Origin of the sequence: Fructobacillus tropaeoli, from assembly GCF_001047135.2 — a bacterium.
GTDB classification, from domain to species: Bacteria; Bacillota; Bacilli; order Lactobacillales; family Lactobacillaceae; genus Fructobacillus; species Fructobacillus tropaeoli.
Map to the genome: position 1 here is coordinate 37,045 of NZ_DF968084.1, position 21,459 is coordinate 58,503.

Sequence of the window (21,459 nt, forward strand, 5' to 3'; positions counted from 1 at the left end):
CGTTCAAGTTTTTTCCTCAATTGAACAAAGCGGGGTGAGGGCTATTCACCTTGTTCGAAAAAATAGAAAAAGTCAGTTACAAATCTGGCCACGAAACATTCGTGTGGGCAAATTCTCGCAACTGGCTTTTTCTTTTTGTTTTGCATTAACGGCAAAGGACGTTATTTTTTGGAATAATTACTGAAAAATAATCAGAAAAATCAGAAAAAAGACTTGCCACCTGCAATAATTCTTGTTATTATAGAATAGTTGTTTAGCAAACGGGAGTGTAGCGAAGTCTGGCTAAACGCGACGGACTGTAACTCCGTTCCTTCGGGTTCGTAGGTTCGAATCCTACCGCTCCCATTGCCTCGCTTCAGGCAAAATAGAAGCATTGCCCCTTGGCCAAGTGGTAAGGCAGAGGTTTTTGGTACCTCCATGCGCTGGTTCGATCCCAGCAGGGGCAACTAAGACGCCGGTTCAGTGATGAGCCGGTTTTTTTGTCGTCTTTTTTTCTGATTTTCTTAAAAAATCAGTTTTGGTGAGTATCTGATTTAGAATCGTTATTTTTTGACGTCTTTCGACAATAAAATTCTATGAGACCCCAAGACATTTACAGCTTTTTGCTTTATAATTGGTCTTGTTTAAACAAAGAATATTTGGAGGCAATTATGGCAAAATTAGCAGTAACTGACTTGGCCGTGAGCGGCAAGAAGGTTTTGATGCGTGTGGACTTTAATGTCCCTATCAAAGATGGTGTGATTGGTAACGATAACCGAATCGTAGCCGCATTACCAACAATCAAGCACGTTATCGCCGAAAACGGCCGTGCAATCTTGTTCTCACACTTGGGTCGAATCAAGTCAGAAGAAGACAAGCCAGGTTTGTCACTTGAACCAGTAGCAAAGCGCTTGGGCGAATTGCTTGGACAAGAAGTTATTTTTGTTCCTGAAACACGTGGTGCTCAATTGGAACAAGCTATTGCTGATTTGAAGGACGGTCAAGTATTGATGGTCCAAAACACTCGTTATGAAGATGTTCATGACGGTGAACAAGTTAAGCTTGAATCAAAGAACGACCCTGAATTGGGTAAGTACTGGGCTTCACTTGGTGATGACATGTTCATCAACGATGCCTTTGGAACTGCTCACCGTGCCCATGCTTCAAACGTTGGAATCGCTTCAAACGTTGACCAAGCTGCAGCCGGCTTCTTGATGGAAAAGGAAATCAAGTTCTTGGGTGACGCTGTTGATACACCAAAGCGTCCATTCGTTGCCATCATTGGTGGTGCCAAGGTTTCTGACAAGATTGAAGTTGTTCAATCATTGTTGAAGAAGGCTGACAAGGTTATCATCGGTGGTGGAATGGCTTATACTTTCGATGCTGCCAAGGGCAACAAGATTGGAAAGTCATTGTTTGAAGCCGACAAGGTTGACTTGGCTAAGGAATTGATGGCAGAAGCAGGGGACAAGTTGGTTTTGCCAATCGATGCTGTTGCTGCTGACAACTTTGCCAACGATGCTAAGACAGTGACTGTTGATTCAGACGCTGGTATCCCTGACGGTTACATGGGCTTGGACATTGGTCCTAAGTCAATTGACTTGTTCAAGAAGGTTTTGTCAGATGCCAAGACGGTCGTATGGAACGGCCCAATGGGTGTCTTTGAAATGGAAAACTTTGCCAAGGGAACCTTGGCAATCGGAAACGCCTTGGTGGATGTAACCAAGAATGGTGGTACAACCATCGTTGGTGGTGGTGACTCAACTGCCGCTGTTCAAGCTTTGGGTGTTGCTGACCAATTGTCACACATCTCAACTGGTGGTGGCGCATCTTTGGAATACTTGGAAGGTAAGACTTTGCCAGGTATCCAATCATTGACTGATAAGTAAAAAACGATTTGAAACCAAGCCATTTTGTGCTTGGTTTTTTTATACATAAAATCCGAATTCTTCCTAATAAGTCTGTTAAAATAGAAGCTAATCGTGGGAGAGAAAACGAACAAAAAGTTTGAATTTGTTTGTTATTTATACTCTTTATAAATAGAAGAAATTAGCGTATAATGACAACAACTTATTTTCGAGAGGTGCACCGTGTCAAAAGAGCAATTAGTCAATGAACAAGCCTATTTAGACCAAACCCTGGGAAAGATTACCGATTCCCTGGAAAGTACCAAAGAGGAGATTAAAAAATCCAAAGGGTCACTGGCAGACGTCGCCAGCGCCTGGGACGATGTCCGGGTCAAAACCAGTACTTATTCTGGCATTGTTGAAACGGCCATGTCCGTCCGTCAACAGCAACAAGCCATTGCAGAGCGTGAAGCAGCCCAGTCACGGGCTGAAGTCCGCTATCAGACCTTATCGAAGCAAATCGTTAAGCCTTATTTTGCTCGCATCGACTTTACTGATCCCAGTGAGGAGAATCAAGAGCCTGAGTCAATCTATATTGGTTTAGCTTCTTATTCCGATGATAATGGTCTTTTCTACATTTATGATTGGCGGACCCCGGTTGCCTCCATCTACTATGATGGTGGCTTGGGTGATGTCGAATACTTGACGCCAGTCGGCCCACAAAAAGCCGACGTTTCTTTGAAGCGTCAGTTTGAAATTGAAGATGGGGTCATTGTGACCCTCTTTGATACCGAAGAGGCCATTGGGGATGCCATGCTCCTCAACGCCTTGTCCGGTGAGTCTTCCACTAAGATGAAGTCGATTGTCACGACGATTCAAAAGGAACAAAACAAAATTATTCGAAATACGGATGCTGATTTGCTCTTCGTACAGGGGGCAGCAGGGTCTGGGAAGACGGCCGCCATTATGCAGCGAGTGGCTTACTTGCTTTACCGTTATCGCGGTAAGTTGAACTCTGGCCAGGTTGTGATGTTCTCACCCAACCAGTTGTTTAATGACTATGTGGACCAAGTTTTGCCTGAATTAGGGGAACAGAACCTGGTTCAATTGACCTTCTTCCAATACGCTTCCCGGCGTCTGCCCCGGTTCTCTGTTCAGACTTTGGCAGAGCGGTTTGAAAAATCAGTGGAACACGAAAAGATTGAACGGATGCTTGGCTCTTTGCAGATGTTTGAGGCAACAAAGGCCTACGCGGAATCCCTCAATGAAAAGGGACTGGCTGCGCGCAGCCTGAACTTCCGTGGCGAACCACTGATTTCCAAAGAAAAAATCCTAGAAATTTACTATCAATATAATAGTAATTACAAGTTGTCACAGCGCTTGGAAGCTACTCAGGACTCCTTGCTACGGTCACTGCGAGCCCAAGTCAGTCACCAGATGAAGCAGGACTGGGTTGAATTAGCCATTGAAAACCTCTCTAAGGAAGAATATGACGAATTGGTTGGCGCTGGTGCTACCCGTTTGGGGGATGACCAGGAGGGCGACGCCGCAGCAATGACTCGTCGTCACCAACTTGGTGCCGGTCCGCAGGAGCGCGAGTTTAAATCAGATAAGCAGGAAAGAAATTTCCTCGCCAAAAAGATTACGACACAGGCTTTGCGCCCCTTGGCGAAGAAGATTCGTCGCTCTGGCTTTATCAACATCAACACGCAGTTTGTTGACTTCTTAAAGGCCTTGCCAAAGTTCTTGTCCTTAGATGATTTTGGCGTAACAGAAGACGAATGGCAGTCATATCTGAACGAAGTCGTAGCAAACTTAAAGAAGCACGAATTAACGTTGGCAAACACAACGATTTACCTGTATTTGTATGACTTAATTACTGGTAAGCACGGTCAACGCGACATTCGTTACCTCTTTATCGATGAAATTCAGGACTATACGCCATTCCAGCTGGCCTTCTTGAAGTTCTCCTTCCCAAATGCTAAATTTACCGTTTTGGGTGACTTAAACCAGGCCATTTTCACACAAGACTGGGCAAATAGCCTTGAAGAAGACTTTGCCTCACTCTTCGATCCCGCTAAGGTGGAATTGATTGATTTAACTCAGACCTACCGGTCAACGGAACAAATCACGAATTTCTCCAAGGAATTGTTGGCTAATGGAAAGGCGATTGAGGCCTTTAACCGTGAAGGTGAAATACCCGTCTTGAAGATGGCAAAAACGACTGACCAGGCTGTTGACTTGGTCAAGGAACAACTGGCCGAAAACGCGGCTGATGGTGAAAAAACGGCGATTATCACTCAAACACTGGATGCTGCAAGAGAATTGGCTCAGCAGCTGTCTGACACGAAGGTGACGTTGATTCACTCTGAAAATCAGCGCTTGGCGCCAGGTGCCGTGATTATTCCATCATACCTGGCCAAGGGCTTGGAATTTGACGCGGTGATCATTTGGCAGGCGGATGCTGCTCACTACGAAAAGGAAGACCAGCAGCGCTTGCTGTATACGGTCGCCTCTCGCGCAATGCACCGTCTGACGATGATTGGTCAGGGTCAGGTGTCACCATTGATTGCTGCAGTACCAAAGGCCCTTTACGCCACAGTGGAGGAGTAAGCATGACAAATTTAGTTGAAAAAATTTATGAGGCCCATCATGGTTCTTTTTTAACGGTTGGAATGACCGGATCAGTTGCTGTTGGTAAATCGACTTTGGCGGCGGAATTGGCCCAGGGTCTGCAAGACCGAGGACTCGTAGCGACGGTGGTTTCAACGGATGACTTTTTGAAAACCAACCAAGTCTTAAAGGATGAGGGGATTTTTGATCAAAAGGGCTTCCCGCAAAGTTATTATTTGCAGGATTTAGTTCAGTTGATTGAAAACTTTAAGGCTGGCATGACAAATCAGGTCATTAACCGCTATTCACAAACCTGGGCCGATATTGTGCCGGGTGAAAAGCAAGAAATTAGTCGACCAGACGTCTTAATTATTGAGGGTGTCGTTGCCCTTCAATTACCGGCAGAAAACCTTGATCAAACGGTTTTTGTCGAAGCGGATATGAACGATATTAAGGACTGGTACTTGGAACGTAACTTCTTGGCAACGGTGAAGGCAAGCAACCAGCCGCAGTCTTGGCGTTACCAGTACAAGGACATGGCGATTAAGGACTTTTACGACCTTGCTTTATCCGTTTGGGAGAAGACAAATCAGGTCAATTATGATCGCTATATCCAAAAAACACGGGCGGATGCCGACCTGATTTTACAGCTTGATCGCTACCATCATCCTGTTTCTTTAACGATGGGTTCTCGATCACAGAACTAGAAGACCGAATGTTCGGAAATTTGACAGGGGTCATTTCCATTGGTAAGATTGTTGCTTGGGTTTAGAATATTAGAAAAATAACAAATTATGGGTTAAAGTATCCATAGGCAACAAATTTTATTTGCACAACAAATGGAGGAAGAACATGGCAGAAAATACTGACATGAATGGAAAGCCGATTAATCGCGCGGCCATGATGGCCCTGTTGATGATCGGATCTTTTATCATTATTATCATGCAGACGTCATTGGGAACAGCTTTGCCAACCTTGATGACTGCTTTTAATGTCGATACGGCGACGGTTCAATGGCTGACAACCATCTTTTTGATGGTTAACGGTATTATGGTGCCTGTTTCCGCCTTTTTGACGACGAGAATTCCAACGAAGTATCTGTATCTATCTGCTTTGGTGGTCTATACGATTGGTACGGCAGTGGCTTACGTGACGCCAACGAATGCCTTTTGGCTGTTAATGGTCGCTCGTGCATTGCAGGCGATTGCTGCTGGAATCGTGATGCCACTGATGCAGGTTGTGGCCTTAACGCTTTTTGATGCCAAGTCACGCGGTAAGGCATTGGGAATGGTTGGTTTGGTCATCGGAATGGCCCCAGCTATTGGCCCAACATTGACTGGTTGGATTTTGGATTCAAAGCATGATGTCTTGGGGATGACAGTTGGTGGTGACTGGCGATCAATTTTTGGTATGGTCTTGCCACTGGCTGTGATTGTCCTCGTTTTGTCGATTGTTTACTTCCGCAATGTTTTGGAAACGCGTAAGGTTAGTTTGGATATCCGCTCGTTGATTGAATCAACGGTTGGGTTCGGTTTGGTTCTTTTTGGCTCAGCCATGGTTTCAAATTATTCTTGGACAAACTTTACTTGGGTTTTGGCACCAATGATTGTTGGGGTCTTAGTGATTGCTGAGTTCGTACGTCACCAACTCCACATGGAAAAGCCATTCTTGGACGTTTCTGTCTTTAAAAATAAGCAATTTGCTTTGACGTCAGCCTTGGTTGCCTTGACCTTTATCGCCATGATTGGTGTTGAGATGGTTTTGCCAATCTATATGCAACAGGTTCGTGGTTTGTCAGCCTTGAATTCGGGTCTGACACTTTTGCCTGGTGCTTTGATGATTGGGGTCATGTCACCAATTGCTGGTTATTTCTATGACCTTTATGGGGCAAAGCGCTTGGCTGCCTTTGGTTTTGCCATGATTTTGCTGGGAACGATTCCGTTCCAATTCTTGACTGAAACAACACCAACGATTTATATCACGGCCTTGTACATGGTTCGAATGATGGGTGTTGGGATTACGATGATGCCATTAACGTCATCTGCTATGGGTGCCTTGCACCTCAATCAAACGGCGCAGGGAACTGCGGTTAACAACACGGCTCGTCAGATTGCGGCCTCATTGGGAACGGCAATTCTTGCTTCCGTGATGCAGTCACAAATTAATAATAACTTGCCAAGCGATTCTTTGAAGACGGCCGATCCGATTGCCTATGGCTCAAAGGCCTTACAGGCCAGCTTGGATGGTTTCCATGCGTCCTTCCTCTTGGCCGCTTGCTTTGCTTTGCTAGCCTTTGCACTGTCATTTTTGATGCATAAGGGTAAGGTTGAGCCAAAGCCAGCAGCAGGAAAGGAGAACTAAGATGATTATCTTTATTCTATTTATTTTTGTTATCTTAGCTTTTGTCTCACTGATGATGATTCAGGATATGAGAAAGCGGATTATTGCTGTTGCTGTTTCTTTTCTAATCGTGATTACCTCAGTTGTTTTAATCATCGCCAATATGCATGATCATTTTGGAATGAAGGTGCAAACAACGACGACCAAGCAGCAAATTTATTCTGTTCAGGGTCAAAATATGTATGGCGTTTTGTCCTACCAACAAGTTGGCACGTCTGGTAAGGAAAAGGTCTTTATTTACCGAGACACTTCGACAAGTACAACGCCAACGGTGGCCAAGCCTGATTTGAAGACCAAGACGGCCATCCAAAATGTTCAAGGAAATCAAGCTTTTAAGGTGACAACTTCTAAGAACTATGTTTACCGCAACGGCTTCTATAAGTTTATGTTTGCCATCTCAGGTAACAACCATGACTTGAAGTCACGTCAGGTAACTTACCAAGTGCCACCAACATGGTTGGCACTCTCATCACAAGATGGGGAACGTTTGAAGAGTATTGTTTCGGGAATGGCTAACCAAGCGGACTTTATTCAATGGTTCCAACAGGTTAAGTCACAATCCCAAACCGATCCGGATGGAGCAGCGCAAACTGCCGTTTCTTATTATCAAAATCTCTTAGCTAATAATCATTAAAAATTAGTTAAAAGGAAGTTGTACTTTTTAATTAAACTAGTATGATTCCACCTAAATTAAGTGAAAAATATTGCTTAGTCTTGATTTCTATGTTACAGTAACAATGTAATTTAGGTTTTGATTTTGATTTGTTTTTTTCGGAAGGCGTCATACCAACAATTCTTAATTACAACTACAATTTTGGGATGACCCAAGGAGAAACAATCATGGAAAAAGGCACTGTAAAGTGGTTTAACAGCGAAAAGGGCTACGGCTTCATCACACGCGAATCAGGCGAAGATGTGTTTGCACACTTCTCAGCAATCCAAGGTGACGGTTTCAAGACTTTGGAAGACGGCCAAGCCGTAACTTTCGATGTTGAAAACTCAGACCGCGGTTTGCAAGCTGTTAACATCGTAAAGGACTAATTATTTAGTCTTTGTCTAAAAACTCGGGAAATTTTTCCCGGGTTTTTTCTTTGGAATAAATTCAATTCAAAGACCAAATGTTGTATAATAGCAAGGAATCTTATTGTAATAATCAAAGGAGCATGGAAATGGCAAAATTAGTTTTGATCCGTCACGGTCAAAGTGAATGGAACGCATTAAACCTCTTTAATGGTTGGATTGACACCAAGTTGTCTGACAAGGGAATTGACCAAGCTAAGCAAGCTGGAGCACTCTTGAAGGAAGAAGGATTGGTTTTTGACCAAGCTTATACTTCTGTTTTGACACGTGCTATCACGACTTTGCACTACGCATTGGAAGAAGCTGGCCAATTGTACGTCCCGGAAGAAAAGTCATGGCGTTTGAACGAACGTCACTATGGCGCTTTGCAAGGACAAAACAAGGCAGAAGCCGCTGAAAAGTGGGGCGACGATCAAGTGCACATCTGGCGTCGTTCATACGATGTTTTGCCTCCATTGCTTGAAAACTATGAAGAAACAGTTGAAGTTCAGGGTAAGACTTATCCTGCCTTTGACGCCCGTTATGCTGATGTTCCTTTCGGAGAATTGCCATTAGGTGAAAACTTGAAGGTTACTTTGGAACGAGTATTGCCATTCTACGAAGCCAAGATCAAGAAGGACTTGGAAGAAGGCAAGAACGTTGTGATCGCAGCTCACGGTAACTCATTGCGTGCCTTGGCTAAGCACTTGGAAAAGATTTCAGATGATGACATCTTGAACCTTGAAATTGCTAACGGCCAACCAATCGTTTATGACTTGGCAGATGATTTGTCAATCAAGTCAAAGAAGACGTTGGGCGCATAAAGTCAACAAAAAGCCTGTCTGGGAAGAGTATTCCCCGGTGGGCTTTTTATTAGGATTTTTTAGATAAAGGTAAAAAATATGGAAGAAAAACAGCAAAGGCAGCCGATTTACGACTTACATGAACGGCCTCCGTTTTTTCAATTAATTGGGTTGTCACTACAACACTTGTTTTCAATGTTTGGAGCGACGATTTTAGTGCCACTTTTGGTTGGTTTAAATCCTGGTGTCGCCCTTTTTTCATCAGGTGTTGGAACATTAATTCACTTGCTAACAACGAAAGGTAAGGTTCCCGCTTATATGGGATCTTCTTTTGCCTTTATCATCCCAATGGCTTCGATGATGAAGACCATTGGCTATCCGGCCGTTGGTCAGGGCGTTGTTTCAGTTGGAATTGTTTACTTGATTATTTCATTGATTGTTTGGCGAGTCGGTTCTGCTTGGATTGATAAAATTTTTCCACCAGAAGTTGTTGGACCGGTGATTTTGGTGATTGGTCTTTCATTGGCTGCGACAGCAGCCCAATCAGCGACGGAACTTAATGGCCACTATGACATCAAGGTCTTTCTAGTTGCTGGCGCAACGTTGTTAGTCACGATTTTTGCCAATATGTATCTCGGTGGCTTTTTGGGCCTAATTCCAGTGTTAATTGGCATTATCTTTGGTTACTTGTTGGCTTTGGCACTTGGCTTAGTGGACCTGAGTCCTGTTGCTAGCGCCCACTGGTTTGCGCTACCAAAGTTTGATTTTCTCTTTTCCGGCCATAATGGCCTTTCTTGGCACTTTTATCCAATGGCCGTCTTGACCATGGCCCCCTTAGTTTTGGTGACCTTATCGGAGCATTTAGGCCACTTGTTGGTTCTTTCTAAAATTACTGGTCAAGACTTCTTTGAAAATCCTGGTTTACACAAGACATTGGCCGGTGACGGAGCAGCCTCTGTCTTTGCTGGTTTAGTTGGTGGCCCAGCCGTTACTTCTTATGGTGAAAATATTGGAGTGATGCAGCTTTCACGTGTTTACTCTGTCTGGGTGATTGGTGGTGCCGCCGTCTTAGCTGCTGGATTTGCTTTCATTGGTAAGCTGTCGGCTTTGATTGGAACGGTCCCTGGTGCCGTTACTGGCGGTGTTGGCTTTATGCTGTATGGTGTGATCGCTGCGGCTGGCTTGCAAGTAATTGTTGACAATAAAGTTGATTATGGACAAAAGCGGAACTTAATGATTGCCGGTCCAGTGATGGTTGTTGGAATTGGAAACTTCCATTTAGCGCTTGGTTCACAAGTGGACTTCTCTGGTGTCGCATTAGCGACTGTTCTCGGAATCATTCTGAATTTGATTTTGCCTAAGGTGGCAAAATCAGACCGCTAAAGTCCTGATTTAATGGAGTTTTATCAACACTTTCCTTATTTTGTTGTTTAATTAGGTTACGATTAAAACAAAATAAAAAATGTTGTGAAATTCCAACAAAGTTGCTTGTATTTGAGAACTTTGACGAGTATTATTGGGGATATATTTTGAGGAGTGCGCCCAACGCCTTGCATCAAAATAAGTTCTTTAGAAAGGAGAAAATCGATGGATGAACCAACATCAACCTTTACCTTGTTGGGTCTAACCTTTAACTGGACGACGATTATTTCAACGCTTTTGGCAATGTCAATCGTGGTTTTGGTAGCGGTTTTGATGACTCGAAAAGTGGGTATTCGTCCAAGCCGAGGGCAGAACGCAATTGAGTATGTCTTAGATTTTGTTCGCGGAATCTTAGGCGACCAGTTGCCGGCCAATTTGGCCCGACAATTCGGTCTCTATTCCTTCACCCTTTTCTTGTTTTTGATTGTTGCAAACGAGATGGGCTTGCTGTTGCAAGTTAAGATGGGTAATGGCGTTACTTATGTTAAGTCGCCAACAGCTGACCCATTATTTGCCTTTACATTGGCGATTATGTCGTTGATGCTTGCCCATGGAACAGGTGTGAAGACACTTGGTTTGGGTGGCTATCTGAAGAACATGTTCTTCGAACCCTACGTTGCGATGTTTCCTTTGAATGTGGTTGAGCAGTTTACGAACTTCTTGACCCTTGCTTTGCGGCTCTTTGGAAATATCTTCGCCGGCGAATTGATGTTAAATTTGCTCGCAAGCATGGCTTGGGGAACTCACCTAAATGGGTTCTGGATTATCCTAGCCTTCCCATTGGAAATTGCATGGCAGGGATTCTCACTACTAATTGGTGGAATTCAAGCCTATGTCTTTGTCATGTTGACCGCCGTCTTTACGGCTCAGTTATCTGGCAATGAATAGGATTGACTTGGTCTAGCACAGCGTTAGGCCACACGCGGGAGCGTTATCATCCAAACCGAAAGAAAAAAACGCGGAGCGTTTTAGCATTAAAGGAGAATTACAATGGATTTACACAACTTAGGCGTAATCGCAGCCGGGATTGCCTTTGCGGGATCTGCCATCGGTGGTGGTATCGGGGTCGGTGTGATGTACTCACAGTTCTTAGCTGGAATGTCTCGCCAACCTGAATTGGCTAACAAGCTTTTGTCACGTGCCTTCTTGGGATTGGCCTTGGCTGAAGCCACACCAATTATCGTTTTGGGTATGGCCTTCACACTTATCAACAAGTAATAGTCCCAGAGGGAGGAAAAAATGATGGTTCCAACACTATCAATGACAAAGGCCATGCCTTTAGGTGATATGGTCTTCATTATCGTCGCTTTCCTTACTCTGATGGTCATCTTGAAGCACGTTGCTTACGGTCCTTTAACGAAGGCATTGGATGCACGTGCAGATAAAATTAACAACGATTTGGATAGTGCCCAAAAGGCAAACGAAGATGCAGCCAAGTTGGCTGCACAACGTGAACAGGAATTGGCTGACGGCAAAGACCAAGCCAGTCAAGTGATTAGCGCTGCTAAGAAATCAGCTAAGGACCAGTCAGAAGCTCTCTTGAAGACTGCTAATGACCAGGCCTTAAGCTTGCGTAAAGCAGCTGAAAATGATGCTGATCAGTTGAAGACTGAGGCGTTGGCTTCTGCCAAGAAGGATGTTGCAGACTTGTCTGTAACAATTGCATCTAAATTGATTCAAAAGAATTTATCTGCTGATGATCAGCGGTCTTTGATTGATGCCTATTTGGCAGACTTAGACCAGCAGTAAGGGGGGCGTATGGCCAAGCAAAAAGAAAAAATTGTTAACCAATACGCCCAAGCAATCTTGGCTTATGCAGACGAACACAATGTTTTAGAAAACATTAGTGCAGACTTGCTAGCCATTCGTTCAGTGGTTGTCGCTGAACCAAAATTAACTTCTTTGTTAACAGCACAGACAATTTCTGATGCTGACCAAGGTGGGTTAGTTGATGCGCTGACGCAAGGCGCAGATAATGCAGTGGTGAACTTGGTTAAAATTCTTTTGGCCCACCACCATTTCGCATATTTGCCTGCAGTAGTTGATCGTTTCTTTGACCTTTACCAGCAAAGTCAAGGCATTCAGGCCGTGACCATCACCACAGCAGTGGAAGCTGATGAAGACCAAAAAGAGCGGTTGTCAAATGCTTTTAAGAAGCAAAGTGGCGCAAAGAAAATCCAAGCAACCTATAAAGTCGATCAAGACATTATTGGGGGCGTGGTAATGCAATCGAAGTCGTTGTTAATTGACGGCTCATTGCAGACAAAGATTGCCAAAATGAGGGCAGAGTTACTAGGTTAGTGAGGAAAAGACATGGCGATTCAAGCTGAAGAGATTTCTGCTTTAATTAAGCAACAGCTCGAAAAGTTCGACACAAAACTGACTGTAGAAGAAATTGGTACTGTTACCTATATCGGAGATGGAATTGCACGAGCTACTGGTTTGGCAAATGCCCTTTCTGGTGAATTGGTCGAATTTACAAACGGCGAATTCGGAATGGTCCAAAACTTGGAAGAGAGCGAAGTCGGAATTATCGTTTTGGGTAGTTCAGATGGTATCCGCCAAGGTGATACAGTTAAGCGAACTGGACACATCATGGAAGTGCCAGTTGGTGAAGAACTTATCGGGCGCGTCGTCAACGCATTGGGACAACCAATTGACGGATTAGGCGACTTGAAAACAACGAAGACACGACCAATCGAAGTAAAGGCTCCTGGTGTCATGGAACGTAAGTCCGTTTCAGAACCTTTGCAAACTGGAATTAAGGCCATTGATGCCTTGGTTCCAATCGGACGTGGACAACGTGAATTGATCATTGGTGATCGTAAGACTGGAAAGACTTCAATTGCCATTGATACAATTTTGAACCAAAAAGACCAAGACATGATTGTTGTTTATGTCGCTATTGGTCAAAAGGATTCAACTGTTCGTGAACAAGTTGAAACTTTGAAGAAGATGGGCGCAATGGATTACACGATTGTTGTTAATGCCGGCCCATCTGAAGCTGCCGCTTTGTTGTACTTGGCTCCTTATGCTGGTGCAGCCATGGGTGAAGAATTCATGTACAACGGCAAGCACGTCTTGATTGTCTTTGATGATTTGTCAAAGCAAGCAACGGCCTACCGTGAGATATCTTTGATCTTGCGTCGTCCGCCTGGACGTGAAGCTTACCCTGGTGATGTCTTCTACTTGCACTCACGTTTGCTTGAACGTGCAGCCAAGTTGTCAGACGAACTCGGTGGTGGATCAATGACTGCTTTGCCAATCATTGAAACACAGGGTGGTGACGTTTCTGCATATATCCCAACCAACGTGATTTCAATCACCGATGGTCAGATTTTCTTGGATTCCGACTCATTCTACGCCGGTATTCGTCCTGCCATCGATGCCGGAACATCTGTTTCCCGTGTTGGAGGGGATGCCCAGATTAAGGCAATGAAGAAGGTTTCTGGTACTTTGCGTTTGGACTTGGCTTCCTTCCGCGAATTGGAATCTTTCGCTCAATTCGGTTCTGACTTGGATGCGGCAACACAAGCTAAGTTGGGTCGTGGAAAGCGCACTGTTGAAATCTTGAAGCAACCTTTGCACGCGCCAATGTCTGTTCAGCATCAAGTCTTTGTCTTGTATGCCTTGACACACAGCTTCTTGGATGACGTGGCAATCGAAGATTTGCAACGCTTCCAAGATGAATTTGTTTCATACTTGGATGCTAGTCAAAAGGACTTGTTGGACGAAATCGTCACAACAAAGGCCTTGCCAGACGAATCTAAGATGGATGCTGCAGTGAAGAGCTTTAAGGATGGCTTTGCTGGCTCAGTTGACCAATAAAAGGAGGCAACATGGCTTCTTTACAAGATATTAAACGGCGAATTGGCTCAACAAAAAAGACTCGGCAGATTACAGCCGCAATGCAGTTGGTTTCAACTGCAAAGCTAAGTAAGATTCAAAATTCGGCAACCGGTTATCATGAATATGCTAACCGTTTGAAGGCAGTTGTGGGCCACTTAATTGAGGCGCACGTGTTGGACAATGTCGATTCTGCTCATTTACCAATGGTTGCTAAGCGGCCGGTAAAGAAGACGGGAATCTTGCTTGTGACCTCAGACCGAGGTTTAGTTGGGTCTTATAACGCCAACATCATCAAGGAAACCAATGCCTTGATGGAAAAGCACAACTTAACCAAAGAAAATACTGTGATCTTAGCAATTGGTGGTAACGGGGCTGATTTTTACAAGCAACGTGGCTTCTCAATTGCCTTGGAACACCGCGGTATTTCCGATGTCCCAACCTTCAATGAAATTCGCCAACTGTTAAAGACGGTGATTTCATTGTATGAAGCGGAAGCCTTTGATTCTTTGCACTTGGTTTACAATCACTTTGTGAACCGCTTGGAATCAGAGCAACGCAACACGCAATTATTGCCATTGACAAAGGACATTTTGGAAGACATGGATGATAGTCACGAACACGTGGCAGCTGACTTTGAAGTTCAATCAGCCTATGATTCCGAACCTGATTCAACTGCAGTTTTGAACGTGGTTTTGCCTCAATACATCCAATCATTGGTTTTCGAAGCCGTATTGGATGCTAAGACGGCGGAACATGCCGCATCATCAACGGCGATGTCATCGGCAACCGACTCAGCCGACGATTTGATTGGAACGTTAGGTTTGCAATATAACCGTGCGCGTCAAGCTCAAATCACGACTGAAATCACCGAAATTACTGGTGGTTTGGTTGCTTTGGAATAAGCTAATCGCAGCATCTTTGCTGATTTTTAAGCAGCAAAGCTTTGAATTTGAAAGGAAACAACGATGACTACTGGAAAAGTCGTACAAGTGATCGGTCCAGTTGTTGATGTTGCCTTTGAAGAAGGGCAAGTTGTTCCTGAAATCAACAACGCCTTGTTGGTTGATTTAGGATCTGACAAAACATTGACGGTTGAAGTTTCTTTGGCTTTGGGAAACGGTGTTGTCCGTACCATCGCCATGGACTCAACTGATGGATTGCAACGCGGCATGGCCGTGACCGATACCGGTAAGCCCATTGAAGTTCCCGTAGGGGAAGCTACTTTGGGTCGAGTTTTCAACGTCTTGGGTGAACCAGTGGATAATGCAGGTGCCGTCGACTCTTCAGTCGCACGCCACCCAATTCACCGTGATGCCCCTGAATTTGATGAACTTGCAACTTCAACGGAAATTTTGGAAACAGGAATCAAGGTTATTGATCTCCTGGCACCATATATCCGTGGTGGAAAGATTGGGCTCTTCGGTGGAGCCGGGGTTGGAAAGACTGTTCTGATCCAAGAATTGATCCACAACATTGCCCAAGGGCACAATGGTATTTCTGTCTTTACTGGTGTCGGGGAACGTACCCGTGAAGGTAACGACATGTACCACGAAATGAAGGAATCTGGCGTTTTGAAGCAAACTGCCATGGTTTATGGTCAAATGAACGAACCTCCTGGTGCACGTATGCGTGTTGCCTTGACTGGTTTGACAATGGCCGAATCATTCCGTGATAACGAAGGTAAGGACGTTTTGCTCTTTATCGATAACATTTACCGTTTCACGCAAGCTGGATCTGAAGTTTCTGCCCTTTTGGGTCGTATTCCTTCAGCCGTTGGTTACCAACCAACGTTGGCTTCTGAAATGGGCCGTTTGCAGGAACGAATCACTTCTACTAAGAAGGGTGCCGTTACTTCAATTCAAGCCGTTTATGTGCCAGCCGATGATTATACCGACCCCGCACCTGCAACGACTTTCGCCCACTTGGATGCCACAACCAACTTGGAACGTTCATTGACGCAACAGGGTATCTATCCTGCCGTTGATCCTTTGGCATCAACTTCTTCAGCTTTGGACCCACAAGTTGTTGGTCAAGAGCACTATGAAGTTGCCACTGAAGTGCAACGGACTTTGCAACGTTACCGTGAATTGCAAGATATTATTGCAATTTTGGGTATGGATGAATTGTCAGACGAAGAGAAGGTTACTGTTAACCGTGCTCGTCGTATCCAATTCTTCTTGTCACAACCATTCTCAGTTGCGGAAACCTTTACTGGTGTGAAGGGTGAATATGTTCCTGTTTCAGAAACTGTTCGCTCATTTAAGGAAATCTTGAACGGTCAGTATGATAACTTGCCTGAAGATGCCTTCCGTAACGTCGGCGCTATCGAACAAGTGGTTGATAAGGCCAAGACGATGGCCCAATAAGGGGGTAATCCATGGCTGATGAAGAAACAAGCTCACGGGGAATCACAGTTAAGATTGTGACCCCTGAAGGCCAAGTCTACGACCAAGACCAAGTTGAAATTGCTGTCATTAATACACAGGGTGGACAACTTGGAATTATGGCCGGCCATGAACCAATTTTGGCCGCCATGGCCATTGACGAAATGTTGGTTAAAAAAGACCAGCAAGAAAAGTCACTCGCCGTTAACGGTGGCGTGGCTGAGTTTTCTAATAATCTGTTGACGGTTATCGCCGACAGTGCGGAAACTGCTGATAATATCGATGTGAATCGTGCTGAAAGTGCCAAGGAACGTGCGCAAGCTCGTTTGGACCATGCACAAGAAATCAAGAACCAACATGAAATGGATATGGCTCGTGTCGCTTTGATGCGTGCCGTTAACCGAATTCACGTTGCTTCAATTCGCTCAGGTCGTTAAAATCAAAAAGGGAGTTAGCTGTTAGCTGACTCCTTTTTTTGTCGTTTAAATTAAAAATCAGTGGGTCTGAGCCCAAGCTGATTTATCAGTAAAAGATTTGCTCTAATGGGTTCTTATCATAATTTTAAAAACACTGTTACATAAAAAGGGTTATCATGAGACATAGTAGGCGCAGATTATCGATTTTTTCTCGCCTCAAAAAAGAAAGGAGAGTCATATGAACGTCAAAAAGCAATTATTAATTGCTGCTGGTTTGGCCGGTTCCGTTGCAGCCGGTCAACATGCAGTTAGTGCCGACCAGGTACAAAAGCATACAGTTGCCAATGGCGAAACGCTATCAGCATTAGCGTCTCGTTTTAATACGACGGTGGCACAGTTGGCATCGGATAATCAAATTCAAAATGTTGATCAAATTTATCAAGGACAAGAATTGATTATCGGTGTTGCCAATACAAACGCCACATCACAAAATGCCACAACACAAACGACCGAAAATACTTACCGAGTCCAAGCGGGTGATAACCTGTGGACATTGGCGCAGAAGTTTGGTTTGAGCGTTGATCAGTTGGCCCAAGAAAATAATATCAAGGATGCCAATCAAATTTTTGTTGGACAGACTTTGTCTGTCAATAAAAATGGCAGCCAGACGAGTTCTCAAAGTGCCCAAACGTCTACATCGCAGTCTGTTAGTTCCCAGACGGCTGCATCACAGGCTCCTTTATCGCAGTCGGTCAGTTCTCAGGCAGCGGTTTCACAAGCCCCTGCATCGCAGTCTGTTAGTTCCCAGACGGCTGCATCACAGGCTCCTGTATCGCAGTCGGTCAGTTCTCAGGCAGCGGTTTCACAAGCCCCTGCATCGCAGTCAGCCAGTTCTCAGGTAGCTGCATCACAGGCCCCTGCATCGCAGACTGCTAGTTCTCAGGTAGCTGTTTCCGAGGCCCCTGCATCGCAAGCGGCTCCAACGCCAGTAACTAGCCAGCAAAGCCAGGCGGTGCAAGTCAGCAACTTGGATTATAATCAAGCTGAACAGCAGGCCCTTCAAACAATCATTATGAAGGAATCTGGTGGCAACGTGAATGCGACAAACGGCATTTACTTTGGAATTGGCCAGTTATCACCAACTTTGCGTGCTCGCTATGGTGGTAATTCAACTGATTATCAAGATCAGTTGCAAGCAATGAAAGCCTATATTGCTGCTCGTTACGGGACTGCACAGGCCGCATTGGCTCATCATTTGCAGTATGGTTGGTACTAAAATCAAAAAAATAAACTTTTTTTGATTTAGGTGTTGACGAAAGCGTCTTACCTTGATATACTAATATAGTTGTTTGATAGAGATATCAAGTAACGACTGACCATGGCTCGTTGGTCAAGTGGCTAAGACGCTGCCCTTTCACGGCGGAATCGAGAGTTCGATTCTCTCACGAGCTACTATTAAAGTCGCAACTTCGGTTGCGGCTTTTTTGTTGTCTAAAAAAGCAAAGAAAAAACCGCTGATTTGACTGGAAAGGCAAGAAGTTTTTAAGCCTTTTAGTGATGTCATCAGCGATTCTTACTATAATTTTTACTTTTCTGGTTGTGCCAGCTTGTTAACTGGTGGGTTAAATTCACGCATCGCTTCTGCAAGGTGAACTAAGCTGGTAATCAAGCGTTGGTTAGGAGCTGGTACGCCGTTCTTTTCGGCTAAATCAGCCAAGTAGCCATTGATGTAGTCGACTTCCGTTGGACGGCCCTTAACAAAGTCTTGGTACATAGAAGGGAAGTGGAGTGGGTTACCAACGCGGGAAACGTAATCCACTTGTTCCAGCATTTCTTGTTCCGTTTCAATCAATTCAATACCGGCAGCCTTTGTCCCTGCATAAACTTCTGCGACCAATGGAGCGGCAATCTTTGAAACGAAGTCCTTGTATTGAATCAAGTGACCCATACGAGCCTGGAACATGGTAGCAATTGAATTTTCAACTGCGTTAAAGGCTACCTTGGTGAGCAATGTTCCCATAAAGTTTTCAGAATATGAAGGATTCAATCCGGCTGCTTGAAAATCCTTTTGAACTTCATCCATAACCTTAGAAGGCTTTTGGGTCAAGTTCGCATATACGGAACTTGTTTCCCCAATAAAGTCGACATCTCCAAAGTTGTTCAAAATAGTGGCAATCATGGCTGTTCCACCAATAATGTGCTCATCGTCAAAATATTCTTGAATCTTTTCAATGTGACCCATACCGTTCATGGCTGCCAAAGCGGTTTGTCCCTTTTGGAACTTAGGTTGCAAGCGCTTCAACGCATCTGCTAACTGCATTTGCTTCATGAAGAAAATCCAGACATCTGGGGTACCTTCATATTCTTCTGGTGAATAAATATTCACCTTAATTGGCGTCTTGTCTTCGTGGTCAACTGATCGGTAAACCACGTCGCCTTGCGCCTTAATGACGTCAACAGAACCTTGTGTTGGTTCGACAAAATCAACGTCGAGGCCAGCTTCTTCTTGCAATAAGAGGCCATAACGAAGGCCCATCGCACCCGCACCAACAACAGCATATTTCATATTGATTCCCCCTTAGTGTGAAAATATTCTAATCTTTTTCTCATAATATAACAATAAAACAAGAATCCTGCAAGTCGAGTTTGATTTCGTTATAATGGAGAGGTTAATAACTAGAAAGAGAAATAGAAGCCATGGAAAAAGAAATTTATTTAACCGGCGATCGCCCAACCGGAAAACTACATATCGGTCACTATATCGGATCTCTGAAGAATCGGGTGGCCATGCAAAATTCTGGGAAATTTGATCCCTATATCATGATTGCGGATACCCAAGCCTTTACGGATAATGCGCGTAATCCTGAAAAAATCAGACAATCATTGACGGAAGTTGCCTTAGATTATTTGGCTGTTGGATTGGACCCAAAGAAATCAACTATTTTTGTCCAGTCTCAAATTCCAGGTTTAGCTGAATTAACGATGTACTTTATGAATTTGGTTTCATTAGGACGGTTAGAGCGTAATCCAACAGTCAAGACTGAAATTCAACAAAAGGGCTTCGGGGAAGGGATTCCTGCTGGGTTCTTAACGTATCCAGTTTCTCAAGCCGCAGATATCACCATTTTTAAGGCAAAAAAGGTCCCAGTTGGTGACGATCAAAAGCCGATGATTGAGCAAACACGTGAATTAGTTCGTTCATTCAATAATGCTTATCAAAAAGATGTTTTTGTTGAGCCTGAGGGCGTTTTCCCACCAAAGGGACAGGGCCGTCTTCCTGGAATTGATGGAAATGCGAAGATGTCAAAGTCATTGAATAATGGGATCTACCTTTCTGATGATCCAGATACTTTAGCTAAGAAAGTCAAGTCAATGTATACCGACCCAACACATATTCGTGTTGAGGACCCGGGACATGTTGAAGGCAACGTCGTCTTTACCTATTTAGATATTTTTGACCCCGATCAAGGGCGAGTACAAGATTTAAAGGAACAGTACCAGGCTGGGGGCTTAGGTGATATGAAGCTTAAGAAACACCTATTGGACGTGATGGAAGCTGAATTGGCACCGATTCGTGAGCGCCGGTTAGAGTACGCACAAAACATGGATCAGGTATTAGCCATGTTGAAAAATGGCTCAGAAAAAGCAAATCAAAGAGCTGAAGAAACTATGAAAGAGGTTCGAGCAGCCATGGGTATCAATTATTTTAATTAAGAACAATTCTTGATTACAATAGTTGCACTTTGCTTTTTTTATTACATGACGTAAACTCTTTTACATAAGAATGTTATTTATTTATCGAAGAGGACCGTCTTGTGTTAATATCGCCATTAAAAAAGAGACCATATTTGTCAAAGTGCTTTTTAGCACTTTTTATTATTCTATCGATTATGCTGCGCTTCAATAGTGGCTTTTTAGAATTAATGGACACTGTTTTTGCCATTATAGCCCAAGAAATTGCTAGTCATTTCTTATTTTTAGCAGGCCCTGCTAATGTGATGGGAAGTTTGTGGTTTATTTGGTTAGTTAATATTTTCTGGGCGTTTTTCATTCGGTCTTTGGGCTTTAAAGTTGGCTCTTGGTGGGCGATTAACGTGACCACAATTTTCTTTATCAGTATGATTATTTGGTCGGCAATAGTTTTCTTAACCTGGAATCACGGGTTAACTTTAGATCAAACGATGCCTGATTTATCATTGGCAATGTGGGCCTTGTTTTTCTTTGAATTTGACAACATCCTAGTTCGTCGATTTCACGTGGCCCACTGGGTCAAGACCACCATTCAGACCGTCTTTGTGTTAACGTGGATTGTGTTAGCTGGCAATAAGATGGTTGGTAGTGATTTGTCCTTTACCACGGTGTTGGGCGCTTTCTTACTGGCCTATATTTACTTCCGTTTAGCTGCTAAGGTTTACTTAAAGCACGTTAAAAGTTGGTTAGTCATTTTTGCAGTTGACGGTGATATTTAAATTGTGTTATGGTAGGAACAACAAACAAAGAGGTCGCAACTAAAATGAGTAGCCCTGAAGAGTCTGGCCAAGACAAAGACTGAGGGTGAAAGGTGCAGTTGCCGAAAGGAAATTTTGGGTCAAAAATTTTCCTTGGGCCGGTGAAGAAGATTCATCGGACTGTCGTTTTTAACGGTGCGCTTTGCTAATCATTGCTATCATTATTGAACGAATTTACC

20 protein-coding genes, 3 tRNA genes and 1 riboswitch are annotated in these 21,459 nt (G+C 44.0%); of the genes, 22 read left to right on the plus strand and 1 reads right to left on the minus strand.

What is annotated here, in order from left to right:
- Window positions 1-262: 262 nt before the first annotated feature.
- From AOQ32_RS06100 to AOQ32_RS06195, 20 genes are all read left to right on the plus strand, one after another.
- Window positions 263-345, plus strand: a tRNA-Tyr gene (locus AOQ32_RS06100).
- 29 nt (window positions 346-374) lie between these two features.
- Window positions 375-446 (plus strand) — tRNA-Gln (locus tag AOQ32_RS06105).
- 204 nt (window positions 447-650) lie between these two features.
- A complete protein-coding gene (locus tag AOQ32_RS06110; protein WP_059394042.1) occupies window positions 651-1,868 on the plus strand; it encodes a phosphoglycerate kinase in 1,218 nt (405 codons plus the stop codon).
- Between the two features lie 201 nt (window positions 1,869-2,069).
- A complete protein-coding gene (gene helD / locus AOQ32_RS06115) occupies window positions 2,070-4,439 on the plus strand; it encodes an RNA polymerase recycling motor HelD (RefSeq protein WP_059394043.1) in 2,370 nt (789 codons plus the stop codon).
- A 2-nt stretch (window positions 4,440-4,441) separates the two neighbouring features.
- A complete protein-coding gene (locus AOQ32_RS06120) occupies window positions 4,442-5,146 on the plus strand; it encodes a nucleoside/nucleotide kinase family protein (protein ID WP_059394044.1) in 705 nt (234 codons plus the stop codon).
- Window positions 5,147-5,291: 145 nt separating this feature from the next.
- The gene (locus AOQ32_RS06125; RefSeq protein ID WP_059394045.1) at window positions 5,292-6,800 is read left to right on the plus strand and encodes an MDR family MFS transporter; all 1,509 of its coding nucleotides are present in this window, start codon (window positions 5,292-5,294) and stop codon (window positions 6,798-6,800) included.
- A 1-nt stretch (window position 6,801) separates the two neighbouring features.
- On the plus strand, window positions 6,802-7,473 hold the full coding sequence (locus tag AOQ32_RS06130) for a DUF4811 domain-containing protein (protein ID WP_059394046.1): 672 nt from the start codon (window positions 6,802-6,804) through the stop codon (window positions 7,471-7,473).
- 206 nt (window positions 7,474-7,679) lie between these two features.
- Window positions 7,680-7,880 (plus strand): cold-shock protein, encoded by a 201-nt coding sequence (locus AOQ32_RS06135; protein WP_059378954.1) that lies wholly within the window; start codon window positions 7,680-7,682, stop codon window positions 7,878-7,880.
- A 128-nt stretch (window positions 7,881-8,008) separates the two neighbouring features.
- Window positions 8,009-8,722: a 2,3-diphosphoglycerate-dependent phosphoglycerate mutase gene (gpmA, locus tag AOQ32_RS06140; RefSeq protein WP_047975174.1), complete on the plus strand. Its 714-nt coding sequence runs from the start codon at window positions 8,009-8,011 to the stop codon at window positions 8,720-8,722.
- Window positions 8,723-8,800: 78 nt separating this feature from the next.
- On the plus strand, window positions 8,801-10,084 hold the full coding sequence (locus AOQ32_RS06145; protein ID WP_059394047.1) for a solute carrier family 23 protein: 1,284 nt from the start codon (window positions 8,801-8,803) through the stop codon (window positions 10,082-10,084).
- 204 nt (window positions 10,085-10,288) lie between these two features.
- Window positions 10,289-11,011 carry a F0F1 ATP synthase subunit A gene (gene atpB, locus AOQ32_RS06150; RefSeq protein ID WP_047975172.1) on the plus strand — a complete coding sequence of 241 codons (723 nt, stop codon included), beginning with the start codon at window positions 10,289-10,291 and terminating at the stop codon, window positions 11,009-11,011.
- A 102-nt stretch (window positions 11,012-11,113) separates the two neighbouring features.
- Entirely contained in the window at window positions 11,114-11,341 is a 228-nt protein-coding gene (atpE, locus tag AOQ32_RS06155; RefSeq protein WP_047975171.1) for an ATP synthase F0 subunit C, read from the plus strand.
- Between the two features lie 24 nt (window positions 11,342-11,365).
- Entirely contained in the window at window positions 11,366-11,872 is a 507-nt protein-coding gene (atpF, locus tag AOQ32_RS06160) for a F0F1 ATP synthase subunit B (RefSeq protein WP_114679980.1), read from the plus strand.
- Window positions 11,873-11,881: 9 nt separating this feature from the next.
- Entirely contained in the window at window positions 11,882-12,424 is a 543-nt protein-coding gene (atpH, locus tag AOQ32_RS06165; protein ID WP_059394049.1) for an ATP synthase F1 subunit delta, read from the plus strand.
- Between the two features lie 12 nt (window positions 12,425-12,436).
- On the plus strand, window positions 12,437-13,951 hold the full coding sequence (gene atpA, locus AOQ32_RS06170; protein ID WP_059394050.1) for a F0F1 ATP synthase subunit alpha: 1,515 nt from the start codon (window positions 12,437-12,439) through the stop codon (window positions 13,949-13,951).
- Between the two features lie 11 nt (window positions 13,952-13,962).
- Window positions 13,963-14,874 (plus strand): F0F1 ATP synthase subunit gamma, encoded by a 912-nt coding sequence (locus AOQ32_RS06175; protein ID WP_059394051.1) that lies wholly within the window; start codon window positions 13,963-13,965, stop codon window positions 14,872-14,874.
- Between the two features lie 63 nt (window positions 14,875-14,937).
- The gene (gene atpD / locus AOQ32_RS06180) at window positions 14,938-16,338 is read left to right on the plus strand and encodes a F0F1 ATP synthase subunit beta (RefSeq protein WP_059394052.1); all 1,401 of its coding nucleotides are present in this window, start codon (window positions 14,938-14,940) and stop codon (window positions 16,336-16,338) included.
- Between the two features lie 11 nt (window positions 16,339-16,349).
- Complete coding sequence (locus tag AOQ32_RS06185) at window positions 16,350-16,793, plus strand: F0F1 ATP synthase subunit epsilon (protein ID WP_059394053.1); 444 nt, start codon at window positions 16,350-16,352, stop codon at window positions 16,791-16,793.
- A 217-nt stretch (window positions 16,794-17,010) separates the two neighbouring features.
- A complete protein-coding gene (locus AOQ32_RS06190) occupies window positions 17,011-18,048 on the plus strand; it encodes a LysM peptidoglycan-binding domain-containing protein (RefSeq protein ID WP_059394054.1) in 1,038 nt (345 codons plus the stop codon).
- A 104-nt stretch (window positions 18,049-18,152) separates the two neighbouring features.
- Window positions 18,153-18,224, plus strand: a tRNA-Glu gene (locus AOQ32_RS06195).
- 133 nt (window positions 18,225-18,357) lie between these two features.
- Here AOQ32_RS06195 and AOQ32_RS06200 read toward each other — a convergent pair.
- Window positions 18,358-19,338: a ketopantoate reductase family protein gene (locus tag AOQ32_RS06200; protein WP_059394055.1), complete on the minus strand. Its 981-nt coding sequence runs from the start codon at window positions 19,336-19,338 to the stop codon at window positions 18,358-18,360.
- Window positions 19,339-19,469: 131 nt separating this feature from the next.
- On the opposite strand from AOQ32_RS06200, the gene trpS reads away from it, so the two are divergent.
- Together trpS and AOQ32_RS06210 are read left to right on the plus strand one after the other, a co-directional pair.
- Window positions 19,470-20,486 carry a tryptophan--tRNA ligase gene (gene trpS, locus AOQ32_RS06205; RefSeq protein ID WP_059394056.1) on the plus strand — a complete coding sequence of 339 codons (1,017 nt, stop codon included), beginning with the start codon at window positions 19,470-19,472 and terminating at the stop codon, window positions 20,484-20,486.
- A gap of 209 nt (window positions 20,487-20,695) precedes the next feature.
- Window positions 20,696-21,241 (plus strand): hypothetical protein, encoded by a 546-nt coding sequence (locus tag AOQ32_RS06210; RefSeq protein ID WP_207657368.1) that lies wholly within the window; start codon window positions 20,696-20,698, stop codon window positions 21,239-21,241.
- Between the two features lie 19 nt (window positions 21,242-21,260).
- Window positions 21,261-21,431, plus strand: a riboswitch (Lysine riboswitch).
- Window positions 21,432-21,459: the final 28 nt, after the last annotated feature.

What these genes read in the sequence shown, in the direction of transcription:
- AOQ32_RS06125 (WP_059394045.1), top strand. Translation starts at nt 5,292, where the DNA reads ATGGCAGAAAATACTGACATGAATGGAAAGCCGATTAATCGCGCGGCC.
- AOQ32_RS06210 (WP_207657368.1), top strand. Translation starts at nt 20,696, where the DNA reads ATGGACACTGTTTTTGCCATTATAGCCCAAGAAATTGCTAGTCATTTC.
- trpS (WP_059394056.1), top strand. Translation starts at nt 19,470, where the DNA reads ATGGAAAAAGAAATTTATTTAACCGGCGATCGCCCAACCGGAAAACTA.
- AOQ32_RS06145 (WP_059394047.1), top strand. Translation starts at nt 8,801, where the DNA reads ATGGAAGAAAAACAGCAAAGGCAGCCGATTTACGACTTACATGAACGG.
- AOQ32_RS06200 (WP_059394055.1), bottom strand. Translation starts at nt 19,338, where the DNA reads ATGAAATATGCTGTTGTTGGTGCGGGTGCGATGGGCCTTCGTTATGGC.
- AOQ32_RS06110 (WP_059394042.1), top strand. Translation starts at nt 651, where the DNA reads ATGGCAAAATTAGCAGTAACTGACTTGGCCGTGAGCGGCAAGAAGGTT.
- AOQ32_RS06185 (WP_059394053.1), top strand. Translation starts at nt 16,350, where the DNA reads ATGGCTGATGAAGAAACAAGCTCACGGGGAATCACAGTTAAGATTGTG.
- atpA (WP_059394050.1), top strand. Translation starts at nt 12,437, where the DNA reads ATGGCGATTCAAGCTGAAGAGATTTCTGCTTTAATTAAGCAACAGCTC.
- AOQ32_RS06175 (WP_059394051.1), top strand. Translation starts at nt 13,963, where the DNA reads ATGGCTTCTTTACAAGATATTAAACGGCGAATTGGCTCAACAAAAAAG.
- atpD (WP_059394052.1), top strand. Translation starts at nt 14,938, where the DNA reads ATGACTACTGGAAAAGTCGTACAAGTGATCGGTCCAGTTGTTGATGTT.
- atpH (WP_059394049.1), top strand. Translation starts at nt 11,882, where the DNA reads ATGGCCAAGCAAAAAGAAAAAATTGTTAACCAATACGCCCAAGCAATC.
- atpB (WP_047975172.1), top strand. Translation starts at nt 10,289, where the DNA reads ATGGATGAACCAACATCAACCTTTACCTTGTTGGGTCTAACCTTTAAC.
- AOQ32_RS06190 (WP_059394054.1), top strand. Translation starts at nt 17,011, where the DNA reads ATGAACGTCAAAAAGCAATTATTAATTGCTGCTGGTTTGGCCGGTTCC.
- AOQ32_RS06120 (WP_059394044.1), top strand. Translation starts at nt 4,442, where the DNA reads ATGACAAATTTAGTTGAAAAAATTTATGAGGCCCATCATGGTTCTTTT.
- AOQ32_RS06130 (WP_059394046.1), top strand. Translation starts at nt 6,802, where the DNA reads ATGATTATCTTTATTCTATTTATTTTTGTTATCTTAGCTTTTGTCTCA.
- AOQ32_RS06135 (WP_059378954.1), top strand. Translation starts at nt 7,680, where the DNA reads ATGGAAAAAGGCACTGTAAAGTGGTTTAACAGCGAAAAGGGCTACGGC.
- atpE (WP_047975171.1), top strand. Translation starts at nt 11,114, where the DNA reads ATGGATTTACACAACTTAGGCGTAATCGCAGCCGGGATTGCCTTTGCG.
- gpmA (WP_047975174.1), top strand. Translation starts at nt 8,009, where the DNA reads ATGGCAAAATTAGTTTTGATCCGTCACGGTCAAAGTGAATGGAACGCA.
- atpF (WP_114679980.1), top strand. Translation starts at nt 11,366, where the DNA reads ATGGTTCCAACACTATCAATGACAAAGGCCATGCCTTTAGGTGATATG.